The following is a 13,745-nucleotide window of genomic DNA, read 5'->3' as shown; positions in this document are numbered from 1 at the left end:
GAGCATTAAAAAAAGAATGAAAGAGACAATTTTAACGTGGTTGAACCGCTTATTAGTAGCAGATGTGTTTTTAGTTTTTCTGGGATTTTTTTGGTTTGTGGCCGCGGTTATTGGTCGTTCTGTGGGGGTTCCCCTAGGTTTGGATATTTGGTACAAACTCTGGCTACCTTTATTTAATCCTGCTATTGGGATTCTCTTTTTAGGAGCTATTCTCAGTTGGGGAATTAGCAAAATTTCTCAAAAACTCGATTCTAATACTTAAAGAAGCTAACCCTTTTTAAATCATCAAATATAATTATGGCTACCTTAGAAAAACGTCGTCCGGAAAATATTTCGGGTAATTTTTATGTTGATAGTAGTTGCATTAACTGTGATACCTGTCGTTGGATGTCTCCTACAGTGTTTCATCGAGAAGGAAATAAGTCGGCCGTCTATCATCAACCTAGCAAAACAACAGAAATGTTAGAAGCTTATGAAGCTTTATTGTCTTGTCCCACTGCTTCCATTGGAACAGTAGAAAAACCGAAAAGTATAAAAGAAATTCAGGAAAAATTTCCGTTACCTATTGCTGAAAATGTTTACCATTGTGGTTATCATTCCGAAAAATCTTTCGGAGCAGCGAGTTATTTTATTGAACGAGAAGAAGGTAATATTTTAATTGACTCTCCTCGCTTTTCTCCTCCCTTGGTGAAACAATTAGAAGCAAAAGGAGGTATTAAATATTTATATTTAACTCATAAAGATGATGTCGCAGATCACGAAAAATTTACCAGTCATTTTGGTTGTGAAAGAATACTCCATACTGATGATATAATTAACAAAACTCAAGGAGTTGAAATTAAATTATTAGGGGACCAACCTATTCATTTTGCCTCTGATGTACTTATTATTGCTGTTCCTGGCCATACTAAAGGTCATACCGTTCTTTTATACAATGAAAAATATTTATTTACAGGGGATCATTTAGCTTGGTCACCTTACTTTAATCATCTGTATGCTTTTCATCGTTTTTGTTGGTATGACTGGTCAAAACAGATCACTTCTATGAAAAAATTAGCTAATTATTCTTTTGAATGGGTATTACCTGGTCATGGTCGTCGTTATCATAATGATAGAGAAACAATGGAAAAACAAATGACACAATGTATTCAGTGGATGGAATCTCAGTAAAAGTTTAAAATTTTTCAAAATATTCTAAGAACAAGAAAAAGGCAACAACCTGAAAGAAAAGAATATTAATTAACTCCGTGACTTCCGTTGATTTTTTTATTAGTTAAATATTTTCTGTCGTTTAGCTTCATACAACAGTAAAGCCGTAGCAATAGCAACATTTAATGACTCGACACCTGGCCCTAAAGGAATACTAACGAGATTATCTGCTAAGGAAATTAAGGAATTTGATAATCCTGACCCTTCATTTCCTAATAAAATTAACGTGGGTTTGGTAAAGGATAATTGCCAATAACTTTGAGTTGCATCTGGTAATGTTGCGATGATATTGATTCCCTTATTTTTAGATTTTTTTATAACAGTTGTTAAGTCTGAAGTAACGAAGATAGGCACTTGAAACCAAGAACCAGCAGACGCTCTTAAAACTTTTGGATTATCAATATCAACACTATCATCACTCAACCAAATAGCATCAATTTCCGTTGCAGCAGCAGTGCGAATAATAGTCCCCAAATTACCTGGATCTTGTAATCTTTCTATGACTAATCCTAACTGAAAATCCGTAATTTCCTCTTCTGTACGGGGTTGAAACAAAGCTGTTGCCACTACCCCATCCGGATTAACCGTAGTCGTTATATTACTCAAAACCTCAATAGAAACTAATTCAGACCGTTTGACCCGTTTAGATACATTTTCCCACAATTGAGGATAGCGATCGCGCCATTGCTCCGTATAACATAGGGTCATCAAGGAACAACCTTCCTGATAAGCCGTCTCTACTAAATGAGTTCCCTCCAAGAGCAATAGATTTTGTTCGCGCCGTCCCTTAGTACGATGTAACTTCCGAATCTGCTTGATTAGGGGATTGCGAATGCTGGTAATCATTGCAGTTTGAAAAGGTCTGATGGTTTATGCGGAACTCGGGACTTGAACCCGAAAGTCCGAAAGGACACTAGAATCTGAATCTAGCGCGTCTACCAATTCCGCCAGTCCCGCATTTTAATTCCCAATTTATCATAATATCATCACTTAAACTGTCAGTCAAATCCTAAGAGGATTTCAGTTAAAAAGCCTTTAAAAAAGTCTAAAATCTTTAACATAAAAATAATTTAAGCGGAACTTTAACTAGACTTTTTTAATCATTCAGGTTACATTGAAAGCGAATTTAAGCCAAAACTATAAAAAATTCATAGTTTTGAGTAATCTAATCATAAAACAATCTTATATATTGATCTATGACAACTCCTTTAGAAGAACAACAATCTGTATTAGAAATTAAAGGTCAGACCCCTCTCAAGGGTGAAGTTCATATTAGTGGAGCCAAGAACTCTGCTTTAGTGTTGATGGCAGGAGCGATCCTTTGCTCAGAAGACTGTCGTTTAAGAAACTTGCCTTTGTTAGCGGATATTGAGCGCATGACCCAAATTTTAGCAGCCATTGGGGTCAAGCTCAACAGAAATGGTGATGTAATTGACATTAACGCCCAAGACATTGGACAAGATCAAGCGCCGTATGAATTAGTATCTCAACTTCGTGCTAGTTTCTTTGTCATTGGTCCATTACTCGCCCGTTTAGGAATGACTCGCGTGCCTTTACCGGGTGGTTGTGCCATTGGTGCTAGACCCGTAGACCTTCATGTACGGGGATTACAAGCGATGGGGGCTGACGTTCGCATTGAACATGGTGTGGTTCATGCTTGTGTCAGAGGCAATCGCAAACGTCTTCAAGGAGCTAAAATTTATTTAGATTATCCGAGTGTCGGGGCAACAGAAACCATTATGATGGCGGCCACCTTAGCAGAAGGAGAAACCATCATCGAAAACGCTGCTCAAGAACCTGAAATCATTGACTTAGCTAACTTCTGTCGCTCGATGGGAGCCAGAATTAAGGGGGCAGGAACTAATACAATTGTTGTTTCTGGGGTTGAACGTCTCCACAGTACAGACTATTGTGTGATTCCCGATCGCATCGAAGCAGGAACCCTATTAATTGCGGGAGCCATCACCCATTCAGAAATCACCCTTAACCCTGTTTTTCCTGAACATTTAGCCTCTGTCATTGCTAAGTTACGGGAAATGGGTCCCCAAGTTGTTATTGAAGGGCCAGATCGTTTAAGACTGGTTCCTGCGCCTCTAAGAGCAACAGATATCAAAACCCTACCTTTTCCTGGGTTTCCTACCGATATGCAGGCACAGTTTATGGCTCTGTTAACCTTAAGTGAAGGTAGCAGTATGGTCACTGAAACCGTATTTGAAAATCGTCTGCGTCACGTAGCTGAGTTGCAACGCATGGGAGCCGATATCCGAGTCAAGGGGAATATTGCCTTAGTCAAAGGTGTGCCTTTCCTCTCTGGTGCGCCGGTAATGGCTACTGACTTACGGGCTTCTGCTGCCTTAGTGTTAGCAGGTTTAGCAGCCCAAGGAACCACCATTGTACAAGGGTTACATCATCTTGATCGGGGTTACGATAATTTAGAAGGTAAATTACGCAAATTAGGGGCTAACATTCGCCGTGTTAATGTGGTTGATGAACCAGAACATTCCATCGTTAACTAATATTAGTTAGGCTTAAGTACAGTTTCCTGGGCATACTGAGTGACTAGAGTTAGTATGTCCAGTTTTTTGGTTAGCTTTATTCATCCCTATCTTCTTAAAAAGTTGAGGATGAATGGCGACATCAAGATAAAATCAAGTCTAAGGCTCGATGAGTAGATGTGAGTAAGTTTTATATAGGGGAATGGAAACATCAGAACTGATTTTAAGGACAGCACAAAATTTATTTGATGGCTTAGCCATTGGCAGTGTCATTGCTCTAGCTGCAGTAGGGTTAACCCTAACCTATGGTATTTTACGGCTTTCTAACTTCGCCCACGGAGATTTTATGACCTTGGGAGCTTATTTAACCTGGTTAGTGAATACCCAAGGGTTAAATTTAGGATTATCGGTGATTGTTGGTGCTACAGGAACCATAGTCGCTATGTTAATTTCAGAATTTTTATTGTGGAAACCTATGCGCGATCGCAGGGCAACGTCAACCACTCTCATTATCATCTCTATTGGCTTAGCCTTGTTTTTGCGTAACGGCATTTTAATGATTTGGGGAGCGAAAAATCAACGGTATGATATTCCCTTGGTTCAAGCTCAAAAATTTTTGGGGTTACAATTAGCCACCGATAGAATTTGGGCAATCATCTTATCAATTGTAGCGATCGCTGTTTTACATTTAGTGTTACAAAACACAAAAATTGGTAAGGCCATGCGAGCCGTAGCTGATAATATTGATTTAGCTAGGGTTTCAGGCATTAACGTCGAAAAAGTTGTACTCTGGACTTGGGTAATTACAGCTATTTTAACCACCTTGGGTGGTGTAATGTTGGGGTTAATTACCAGCACCGTACGACCCAATATGGGATGGTTTTTAATTTTGCCTATGTTTGCTTCTGTGATTTTAGGGGGTATTGGCAACCCTTACGGTGCGATCGCTGGCGGTTTAGTGATTGGAGTTGCTCAAGAGTTAAGCGTACCTTGGTTGGGGCCTGATTATAAATTAGGAGTAGCTTTATTCATCATGATTTTAATTCTTTTGATTCGTCCTCAAGGCATCTTTAAAGGGACTCTTTAGCGGACAATAAATCCTAGCAAAATTCATCATTCAGCTAATAGCAATTCTCTTTATTATCAATAGAGATTATTAGTTATTGAGCAGCAAGATCATCGGTTCTGGCAGCCATGATAAAATCGTTACGATGCAGTCCGTTAATGGCATGAGTCCACCAACTCACTGTTACTTTTCCCCATTCTGTTAGTATAGCTGGATGATGCCCTGCTTGCTCAGCAGATTCTCCTACTTGTTGGGTAAACGCTAATGCCTTTTGAAAATCTGGGAATTTATAAGCTCGTTCTAAATGTAGTTCTTCAGAAACTTCTTTAACTTGCCATTGGGGAATTTCTTTTAACAATTCATTCATTTCCTCTTCTGTAACTTTTGCTGCGTTACCGGTACAAGGGATACAATTTTGTTTTGATAATGGTTCCATTAGAATTTAATTATTATTCTTTCTTTATGTTGGCAATAACTTAAAATAAGAGTTAAAAACCTTGTTTATAATAGATGTAGCATTGATCTATAGTGTGACTTAATTTTTAGAAAATATTGAAATAATATCGCACTACAATATAATGAGTAGTTACATTATAACGAAAGTCTTATCATTTGAAATAACTATAGGATAATTATTTATGACAACTACCCCTATTTTACCCTTGAGTCTTGAAGATTTTCTCAAGAAACCCGATATTGATGAATCGCCAGCGTGGGAATATATTAATGGTGAAGTAATACAAAAACCAATGCCTCAAGGACAACATAGTAAGCTTCAATATAAACTTTGTGAAACGATTAATCAGGTTGCTGAAACGTCTAACATTGCTTATGCTTTACCTGAGTTACGCTGTAATTTTGGTAATCGTTCTATTGTTCCTGATATTAGTATATTTTATTGGGACAGAATACCTGTAACAACAGAGGGAGAAATTGCTAATCTATTTAATTCTTTTCCTGACTGGACAATAGAAATTCTTTCTCCTAATCAAAAATCTACTAAAGTAATTGATAATATTTTATACTGTTTAGAACATGGTAGTCAGTTAGGTTGGTTAATTGATTCGGATGAAAAATCAATCTTTGTCTTTCAACCTCAAGAAACGCCTAAAATTTATAAAGTTGATTTATCTAATGATGAAGCACAACGGAAAACTTTACCAAGTTTAGATAAAATACAATTAAATTTAACAGCTAATAAAATCTTTAGTTGGTTACAAATGAAGACTAAATAATTAATTATGATTGATTACAACAAAATTATTGCTAGTGAATTATCTTTAAGACAGCAACAAGTTAAGAATACCCTTGAGTTATTAATTGAAGGTGCAACCGTTCCTTTTATTGCACGTTATCGTAAAGAAAAAACAGACTCACTAGATGAAACTCAAATTAGAGATATTGGGGAACGTTATACTTATTTAACTGAGTTAGAAAAGCGAAAAGAAACTATTTTAGAATCTATTAAAAGTCAAGATAAACTAACCGATAAATTAAAACAAAAAATAGAATCTTGTTTATCGAAAACTGAACTAGAAGATTTATATTTACCCTATAAACCGAAACGAAGAACAAAAGCTACTATCGCAAGAGAAAAAGGATTAGAAAAATTAGCAGAGTCAATAAAATCTCTTAATCGTCCTAATGCTAAACCCCAATCTTTAGAAAGACTAGCACAAGAGTATATCTCAACAGAAAAAGATGTTGATACCGTCGAAGAAGCGTTACAAGGTGCATCGGATATTTTAGCTGAAGAAGTAGCCGAAAAAGCGAATTTAAGAGCTTATTTAAGAGACTATTTAATGCAAGAAAGTATGTTTATTTCTAAAATTAAAAAAGATTATCCTGAAGGCAGTACAAAATATGAAATGTATCGAAATTTTCAAGGGAGTATAACTAAAATTGCTCCTCATAATATCTTAGCTTTATTTAGAGGCGAAGCAGAAAAAATAATTTCCCTTGAGATTGATTTTGATGAAAATTTTGTACTTTCTTATTTGGGGAGCCAAGAACTTAAAACTAGAAATAAACCTATAAAATCCTTTTATGAATCGATGCTTAAAGATTCATTTAACCGTTTAATTAAACCTTCATTACTTAGAGAAGTTAGAGCGGAGCGAAAAAATTGGGCTGATATAGAATCCATTAATACCTTTGAAATTAATTTGAAAGAATTACTATTATCTCCTCCAGCAGGAATGCAACCAACCTTAGCCATTGATCCAGGGTTTCGTACAGGATGTAAAGTAGTTATTTTATCAGAAACAGGTCAATTTTTAGACTATCAAGCGATCTTTCCCCATAGTGGTGAAAGTAAACAAAAAGAAGCAAAAAATATACTAGAAAAATTAATTAAAAAATATAATATTCGATTAATTGCGATAGGAAATGGAACCGCTTCTAGGGAAACCGATCAATTTGTTGGGGAAGTCATTAAACCATTAGAAAATAAACCCATCAAAGTTATTGTCAATGAGTCAGGAGCATCTATTTATTCAGCAAGTGATCTAGCAAGAGAAGAATTTCCAGACTTAGATATTACTGTTAGAGGTGCTATTAGTATTGGCAGAAGATTACAAGATCCTTTAGCAGAATTAGTAAAAATTGATCCTAAATCGATTGGAGTTGGACAATATCAACATGATGTCGATCAAAAACTATTAAAAAAGAACTTAGAGGAAACAGTAGAAAGTTGTGTTAACTATGTGGGAGTTGATCTCAATACAGCATCAAAAAAACTGTTAACCTTTGTCTCAGGAATCACTCCAACTATCGCAAATAATATTGTTAGTTATCGTGATAAAAATGGAAAATTTAATACTAGAAAAGAATTACTAAAAGTGTCTAAATTAGGACCGAAAGCCTTTGAACAAGCAGCCGGCTTTTTGAGAATTAGAGAAGGCAAAAACCCTTTAGATAATACTGCAGTCCATCCTGAAAGTTATGAAATAGTAGAAACAATTATCAAACAGTTAGGCGTATCATTAGCTGATATTAATAAAGTTGGTTCTCGCTTAAAATCTCTAGATTTAAACGACTTTGTCACTGAGACCATCGGTTTACCCACCTTAGAAGATGTTATCGCAGAATTAGAAAAACCAGGACGAGATCCCAGAGAAGAATTTAAGTATGCAACCTTTAAAGAAGGAGTAACAGAAATTAGTGATTTAACCGAAGGAATGATACTAGAAGGTGTTATTACCAATGTGGTTAATTTTGGCGCATTTGTTGATATTGGAGTTCATCAAGACGGTTTAATTCATATTTCTCAATTAGCTAATTATTTTGTTAGTGATCCTAAAGAGGTGGTTAAAGTGGGAGAAGTGGTTAAAGTGAAAGTTTTAGAAATTGATCAGAAATTAAAACGGATTAGTTTATCGATGAAAGAGGTTTAACTAATAGAGTAATAAAGAATAATTAAAAGGAAACTGTCATGGCGAGGCAGTAAAACCGTGACTAAAGATTTTATAGATTGCTTTGGGAGGATAATGACAAGAAATGAAGCTATAGTAGTGGTTCACACCCCTCGCAATGACAATCAAGAAATAAAGATGAACTGTTAAGTTGACACCAGTGACGGGAGAATCACTAGCTAATTTGGTTATAAATTAACAATCTTATATTTCCCTGATAATGCTTAATATTGTCGTTATTTCTTGTTATTTAACAATTGAACCTTTTTGATAAAAACAAAAATTAATTTTTATAAACAAACCCAGAAATTTTTATAAATACTTCGTTAACGTAGAAATGATAGTGACTAAAGGAATGGCTCCATCTAATTGCCTAGACTTATACAATTCACTCTTATGTCTAAATATTATTAGAGTGTTCTTCCCTATGTCTAAAGTTAGAACAGTCGGGAGTGATGAGTATAAGAAGCATAGCTTGTGAATTTGATAATTCAATGACTTTTTAAAATTTGTACTAAAAAAAGAGAAAACCGAGGGGAAATGATGAATAATAGTCATTTAGTTAAAGAACATTCTCACCAAACTGTTGATGAAAGCGATAGCGATAGATATGAAAATAGACATGAAAGCAGTCTTTATCTAGAAAATCAACCAGTTTGTCCCTGTTGTTCTTATAATTTACTACGTCATATTAGTTTAGAAGGGGTTTACTGGTATTGTAGTCACTGTCATCAAAAAATGCCCCCGGCACATCACTAACTTTTCTAACTAAATTGATAAGTTTAAACTTATTTCTTTCGATAGAAGTTATAAATATTATCTCCTGTTTAAATAAGAAATAGATATGAATGAAAAGGAGATAATTAAATCATTTTTCTAGAAAAACCCCTGACATAAATGCAGAATTTACAGACTATCAAGGGTCTTCCTTTCATAATAAGACTTTTAATCATTGATAGTTTGAATGGAAGGGATAAGTTTACCAAGAAACGAACTCTCATTGAGAGATTACAAAACACCTCTTGGATTTGTTTTGATATTCAATTTTGAAAATAAATAGGAAGTTTGATAATGAAAATTGCCCAAATTGCTCCCTTATCTGAGACCGTTCCCCCCCCTGCTTATGGCGGTACTGAATTAGTCGTTAGTTTATTAACTGATGAATTAGTTCGTCGGGGTCATGAAGTTACCTTATTTGCCACAGCAGATTCTCAAACCTTAGCCACCCTTGAACCTGGAGCAAAAACCGCACTTCGCCACTCAAATCTCAGTTCAGAAGAATGTATGATTTACACACAGATGCAACTAGCTCGGGTTTTTGAGAGGGCTGATGAATTTGATCTGATTCATTCTCACGTCGGTCAAGATGCGTTTTCTTTTGCTGATCGAAGTACCACCCCAACAGTCCATACTATTCACGGTTATTTCCCTCCCTTGAGTAAGAAGTTGTATAAGCAACATTATGATCAAAACTTTATTAGTATTTCTGAAGCGCAACAGAGATATATCAAACAATTAAATTATGTTGGCACTGTGTACAACGCCATTGACATTGATCGATATACCTTTAACCCTGAACCAGAAAACCCACCTTACTTAGCCTTTTTAGGTCGAATGTCCAAATGTAAAGGGCCTCATATTGCCATTGAAATTGCCAAACGGACTCGCATTCCCCTAAAAATAGCCGGTAAGATCGATCACTCCAATGAAAAATTCTTTCATGAAAAGATTGAACCTTTAATTGATGGTGAACAGATTATCTTTGTTGGAGAATTAACTAGCAAAGAAAAAAATCAATTCTTAGGCGGGGCTTTAGCAACCCTATTCCCCATCAGTTGGAATGAACCTTTTGGCCTAGTAATGATTGAATCGATGATTTGCGGAACCCCTGTTATTGCCAGCAAAAGAGGCTCAACCCCCGAAATCATTGTTGACGGTAAAACTGGTTTTCTTTGTGACGAAGATGACATCAAAGGAATGAGCGCTGGGGTTTGTCGTATTGTTGAGATTAACCGTGAAGACTGTCACCGTCATGTCACCAAGAACTTTACCGTTAAACAAATGGTGGATGGATATGAACAGGTTTATGAAAAATTGCTCAAACAATCATCCTCTAAAAATGAGAATGTTTTCTCGATGATGTCTAATGCCATTAATGAACTATCGGCCAAATAGATGTTAAGTGAAGTTATGTTAACGTTGTGTCACTTCAACCCGCAACAAACTTAACTTTGTATACAGGATAAGGACATTGGTTGAAGCAAAGATTAGTTATAGTTGATGTTCTTCTCCTCCCCATCGTTGCCTAAGATGGGCTTGATTTTCCATAGATTTTGAAATGAGTGAACAAAGTATCAACAATACTCAAGACAAACAACCCCTTAAACTCCTTAATCTCGGTGGTAGAACCTTTGCCCCCTCCGAACAAGTTCCCATTCCTGAATGGCCTTGTACGACCACCCAACGAATTCAACCCACTTTAACCCTAAAAGATGATGATTTATTCTTAATTACGGATCAATTAGGGAATATTAGTGGTTGTGAAGCGGATCATGCCCATCTTAGTTTAGGACTCCTTTGCAAAGATACCCGTTTTCTCAGTCGTTTAGAATTACAAATCGAAGGACAGGCCCCCATTTTGCTTAGTAGTACCGCAAGACAGGGGTTTGCTCTATCTGCTTTATGTGCGAATCCCTACATAGAAGGGAAAATAGAAGCGGAAACCATAGGAATTGAGCGAAATATTGTTTTACAAGGGGCGTTATTTGAAGAATTAACCCTAACGAACTATAACACTGAAGCAGTTGACTTTGAGATTAGTATCAGTTTTGATGCTGATTTTCTCGACTTATTTGTGATTCGTGGGGCTGTTCGCCACGCCAACGGAACCATCCTACGTTTGGTGGGAAAAAGCGAGATGGATTTTAATCATGCTTCCCAGGATATTCACGGCGTTGTCGAAGAAACGGGAGAGTTAACCTTAGCCTATCAAGGGTTAGACGGCATTTTCATGGAATCCCGTATCCGTTTTGATCACCGTCAACCAGACTATTTTAAAGGGTATACTGCCATTTGGCAGATGCAATTAAACCCCCACGAAACCCAGTCCGTCGGCTATTGTTTACAGCCCTTTGTTGATGGTCAATTAGCTTCTGCTGTTAGTCCTCCGGCGAACTTCAAGCAAGCGTTAGCGGCCGAATTAAGCGAAGAACAAAAATGGCGCGATCGCGCAACCAAAATCCGCACCGATAACCAAGAGTTAAACTTAATTATTGAACGGGCCGAAGAAGACATTTATCTGTTGGGTCAAACCTTTGGGGAAGGTAAAGTTCTCTCCGCCGGGGTTCCTTGGTTTTCTACGTTGTTTGGTCGTGATTCGATTATTGCAGCAGCCCAAACTCTGATCTTTTCCCCAGAAATTGCCCGTCATACCCTATTGACTTTAGCCTCTTATCAAGGTCAAGTTGACAACGAATGGCGAGAAGAACAACCCGGAAAAATTCTTCACGAAATTCGTTTCGGAGAGATGGCCCGATGTGGAGAAGTTCCCCATACCCCTTATTACGGGACGGTAGATGCTACGCCATTATGGATCTTATTGTATGCTCAATACTATAGCTGGACCCATGACGATGAACTGTTAAAAGGACTCTGGGATAATGCGTTAAAGGCGATGGACTGGATTGATCGCAACTGTAAAGAAACTGGTTATCTTCCCTATCAATGCAAGTCCCCAGGGGGTTTACAAAATCAAGGGTGGAAAGATTCGGCCAACTGTATCGTTGACAGTCAAGGCCGTTTAGCTGAAGGCAATATCTATCTCTGTGAAGTGCAGGGGTATGTGTATGGGGCGAAAATGGCCTTGAGTCGGTTAGCGAGACTAAGAAAAGAACATGATCTGGCTAACAAGTTGGAAAAAGAAGCCCATGACCTCAAAATTCGCTTTAACGAGGATTTTTGGCTACCAGAAGCGGAATATATCGCCCTGGGGTTGAATGATGACGGTAAGCCTATCGATAGTATTACCTCTAACCCTGGTCATTGTTTGGGTTTGGACATTTTGTTACCAGATAAAGCCCAAAGTGTGGCCGAACGGTTACAGGGGCCGGACTTGTTTAGTGGTTGGGGAATTCGGACCCTTAGCAGTCTTTCTCCAGCTTATAACCCGATGGGATATCATTTAGGGTCTGTTTGGCCTCATGATAACGGGATAATTGCCGTTGGTTTGCGATCGCTTAATCGTGTGGAACAGTCCCTAGAAGTCGCCCAGGGAATTATTGATATGACGGTTCATCAGCCTTATTTCCGTCCCCCTGAACTGTTTTGCGGTTATACTCGTCTTCCCCATAGCAGTCCGGTGCGTTATCCGGTAGCTTGTACGCCTCAAGCTTGGGCAACGGGAACTATTTTCCAATTTTTGCAGATTATGGCTAATTTAATCCCTGATGCTGCTAATAATTGTTTACAGATTGTTCATCCTTCTTTGCCAGATTCAATTCAATTTTTATGTTTAGAAAACCTCAAAATTGGTCAAACTTTGTTAGATTTAGAGTTTGAAAGGTCGGGTAATGCAACCGCTTGTCGGGTAGTTCGGAAAAGGGGTAATTTAAGGGTGATTATTGAAGCTTAATTTCTTCAATAGAAACCCATCAAGTTAACTCATTTTCTTCTCGATGATTCCACTAAATTTTTTCTGATGCAAACTCCTCTATTTTGATCGGTTTAGTTTTAGAAATAGGACTTATAACCAAGGGGATAAGAATGTTCATATTTCACAGTGAAAATTGAGTTTCAACCCTATTCATTTTCCAAAAAATTCGATTATTTTTATCAACTTCAATAATACCTTGTTGTCGCAGTTGTCCCATTAAACGGGTAACATTAACTCTAGTAGTTCCAATGGCACTGGCAATTTGAGCATGGGTTAAAATATAAGGTAAAAGATAACCTTTTTCTGTTCTTTCTCCTTCTTCTGTTGCTAATAACATTAACAATCCCATTAAGCGATCTATTGTTCGTTTTTGGGCTAAAATACTCATCCATATCAATTGAGTTTGATGTTGTTGCCTAAATAATTCTAAAACTTTAATATAAATATTTAAAGAGTCAACTAATTCATGCCAATATAACCAAATGACTGAGGTTTGCTCAATATGGGCTTCAACTCGAATAATACTATAGGAATGTTCGACAATTTCAAATGGTTTGTTGACTCCTAAAATTCCTAGAAAAATTTCTTCTATCGTCTCATCTTCTCTCGGTTGATGTTCCTCATTAATACAAGCTGACCCCATCAAACGCACAGCCCCTTTATTAACAAGATATAATAAACCAGGACGAGTGGGAATAATTTGATCTTTATGAAAAATTCGTTGACGACAATGAGAACGTCCCCAGTTATACAATTCTTTTAAATTGTTAAAAGGGGCTTCTTTTTGTGTAGTTAATAATGATTCAGAAGAAAACTTTTGATCTGATTGATTATTAAAGTAGTGACTCTCTCTTCTTGTCATAAAAAGCCCAACTCTTAAATAATTATCGTTAAGAAATCCTTATTCTAAC

Annotated in this window: 12 protein-coding genes and 1 tRNA gene; 9 read left to right on the top strand and 4 right to left on the bottom strand. The window is 37.0% G+C overall.

Annotated elements, in window-relative coordinates; all coding sequences use genetic code 11:
• Positions 1 to 16: 16 nt before the first annotated feature.
• The gene (locus CY0110_RS03710; protein ID WP_008273950.1) at positions 17 to 262 is read left to right on the top strand and encodes a hypothetical protein; all 246 of its coding nucleotides are present in this window, start codon (positions 17 to 19) and stop codon (positions 260 to 262) included.
• 35 nt (positions 263 to 297) lie between these two features.
• The gene (locus CY0110_RS03705) at positions 298 to 1,170 is read left to right on the top strand and encodes an MBL fold metallo-hydrolase (protein WP_008273949.1); all 873 of its coding nucleotides are present in this window, start codon (positions 298 to 300) and stop codon (positions 1,168 to 1,170) included.
• A gap of 99 nt (positions 1,171 to 1,269) precedes the next feature.
• Here the strand turns inward: CY0110_RS03705 and CY0110_RS03700 are convergent, their stop codons facing one another.
• A complete protein-coding gene (locus tag CY0110_RS03700; RefSeq protein ID WP_008273948.1) occupies positions 1,270 to 2,055 on the bottom strand; it encodes a TrmH family RNA methyltransferase in 786 nt (261 codons plus the stop codon).
• A gap of 27 nt (positions 2,056 to 2,082) precedes the next feature.
• Positions 2,083 to 2,166: transfer RNA gene (locus CY0110_RS03695), tRNA-Leu, on the bottom strand.
• A 239-nt stretch (positions 2,167 to 2,405) separates the two neighbouring features.
• Between CY0110_RS03695 and murA the strand changes: the two genes are divergently transcribed.
• On the top strand, positions 2,406 to 3,725 hold the full coding sequence (murA, locus tag CY0110_RS03690) for a UDP-N-acetylglucosamine 1-carboxyvinyltransferase (RefSeq protein WP_008273947.1): 1,320 nt from the start codon (positions 2,406 to 2,408) through the stop codon (positions 3,723 to 3,725).
• 181 nt (positions 3,726 to 3,906) lie between these two features.
• Positions 3,907 to 4,791 (top strand): branched-chain amino acid ABC transporter permease, encoded by an 885-nt coding sequence (locus CY0110_RS03685; protein ID WP_008273946.1) that lies wholly within the window; start codon positions 3,907 to 3,909, stop codon positions 4,789 to 4,791.
• 73 nt (positions 4,792 to 4,864) lie between these two features.
• Here CY0110_RS03685 and CY0110_RS03680 read toward each other — a convergent pair whose 3' ends face one another.
• Positions 4,865 to 5,206: a 4a-hydroxytetrahydrobiopterin dehydratase gene (locus CY0110_RS03680; RefSeq protein WP_008273945.1), complete on the bottom strand. Its 342-nt coding sequence runs from the start codon at positions 5,204 to 5,206 to the stop codon at positions 4,865 to 4,867.
• A gap of 202 nt (positions 5,207 to 5,408) precedes the next feature.
• Here CY0110_RS03680 and CY0110_RS03675 point away from each other — a divergent pair, with 202 nt between their 5' ends.
• The 5 genes from CY0110_RS03675 (at position 5,409) to CY0110_RS03655 (ending at position 12,813) form a co-directional block, all read left to right on the top strand.
• The gene (locus CY0110_RS03675) at positions 5,409 to 6,005 is read left to right on the top strand and encodes a Uma2 family endonuclease (RefSeq protein ID WP_008273944.1); all 597 of its coding nucleotides are present in this window, start codon (positions 5,409 to 5,411) and stop codon (positions 6,003 to 6,005) included.
• A gap of 6 nt (positions 6,006 to 6,011) precedes the next feature.
• The gene (locus tag CY0110_RS03670; RefSeq protein WP_008273943.1) at positions 6,012 to 8,165 is read left to right on the top strand and encodes a Tex family protein; all 2,154 of its coding nucleotides are present in this window, start codon (positions 6,012 to 6,014) and stop codon (positions 8,163 to 8,165) included.
• Positions 8,166 to 8,723: 558 nt separating this feature from the next.
• Positions 8,724 to 8,942 carry a hypothetical protein gene (locus tag CY0110_RS03665; RefSeq protein ID WP_157464525.1) on the top strand — a complete coding sequence of 73 codons (219 nt, stop codon included), beginning with the start codon at positions 8,724 to 8,726 and terminating at the stop codon, positions 8,940 to 8,942.
• Between the two features lie 312 nt (positions 8,943 to 9,254).
• Positions 9,255 to 10,358, top strand: a complete 1,104-nt coding sequence (locus CY0110_RS03660; protein ID WP_008273941.1) for a glycosyltransferase family 4 protein — start codon at positions 9,255 to 9,257, stop codon at positions 10,356 to 10,358.
• A 163-nt stretch (positions 10,359 to 10,521) separates the two neighbouring features.
• A complete protein-coding gene (locus CY0110_RS03655) occupies positions 10,522 to 12,813 on the top strand; it encodes an amylo-alpha-1,6-glucosidase (RefSeq protein ID WP_008273940.1) in 2,292 nt (763 codons plus the stop codon).
• 142 nt (positions 12,814 to 12,955) lie between these two features.
• Here the strand turns inward: CY0110_RS03655 and CY0110_RS03650 are convergent, their stop codons facing one another.
• Positions 12,956 to 13,696: a Crp/Fnr family transcriptional regulator gene (locus tag CY0110_RS03650; protein ID WP_008273939.1), complete on the bottom strand. Its 741-nt coding sequence runs from the start codon at positions 13,694 to 13,696 to the stop codon at positions 12,956 to 12,958.
• Between the last annotated feature and the right edge of the window lie 49 nt (positions 13,697 to 13,745).

This window comes from Crocosphaera chwakensis CCY0110 (genome assembly GCF_000169335.1).
Taxonomy (GTDB): domain Bacteria; phylum Cyanobacteriota; class Cyanobacteriia; order Cyanobacteriales; family Microcystaceae; genus Crocosphaera; species Crocosphaera chwakensis.
The sequence above is the reverse complement of the archived record's forward strand: the minus strand, read 5'-3'. Positions and strand labels throughout refer to the sequence as shown.

What these genes read in the sequence shown, in the direction of transcription:
- CY0110_RS03650 (WP_008273939.1), bottom strand. Translation starts at nt 13,696, where the DNA reads ATGACAAGAAGAGAGAGTCACTACTTTAATAATCAATCAGATCAAAAG.
- CY0110_RS03705 (WP_008273949.1), top strand. Translation starts at nt 298, where the DNA reads ATGGCTACCTTAGAAAAACGTCGTCCGGAAAATATTTCGGGTAATTTT.
- CY0110_RS03655 (WP_008273940.1), top strand. Translation starts at nt 10,522, where the DNA reads ATGAGTGAACAAAGTATCAACAATACTCAAGACAAACAACCCCTTAAA.
- CY0110_RS03685 (WP_008273946.1), top strand. Translation starts at nt 3,907, where the DNA reads ATGGAAACATCAGAACTGATTTTAAGGACAGCACAAAATTTATTTGAT.
- CY0110_RS03670 (WP_008273943.1), top strand. Translation starts at nt 6,012, where the DNA reads ATGATTGATTACAACAAAATTATTGCTAGTGAATTATCTTTAAGACAG.
- murA (WP_008273947.1), top strand. Translation starts at nt 2,406, where the DNA reads ATGACAACTCCTTTAGAAGAACAACAATCTGTATTAGAAATTAAAGGT.
- CY0110_RS03700 (WP_008273948.1), bottom strand. Translation starts at nt 2,055, where the DNA reads ATGATTACCAGCATTCGCAATCCCCTAATCAAGCAGATTCGGAAGTTA.
- CY0110_RS03710 (WP_008273950.1), top strand. Translation starts at nt 17, where the DNA reads ATGAAAGAGACAATTTTAACGTGGTTGAACCGCTTATTAGTAGCAGAT.
- CY0110_RS03675 (WP_008273944.1), top strand. Translation starts at nt 5,409, where the DNA reads ATGACAACTACCCCTATTTTACCCTTGAGTCTTGAAGATTTTCTCAAG.
- CY0110_RS03660 (WP_008273941.1), top strand. Translation starts at nt 9,255, where the DNA reads ATGAAAATTGCCCAAATTGCTCCCTTATCTGAGACCGTTCCCCCCCCT.
- CY0110_RS03680 (WP_008273945.1), bottom strand. Translation starts at nt 5,206, where the DNA reads ATGGAACCATTATCAAAACAAAATTGTATCCCTTGTACCGGTAACGCA.
- CY0110_RS03665 (WP_157464525.1), top strand. Translation starts at nt 8,724, where the DNA reads ATGATGAATAATAGTCATTTAGTTAAAGAACATTCTCACCAAACTGTT.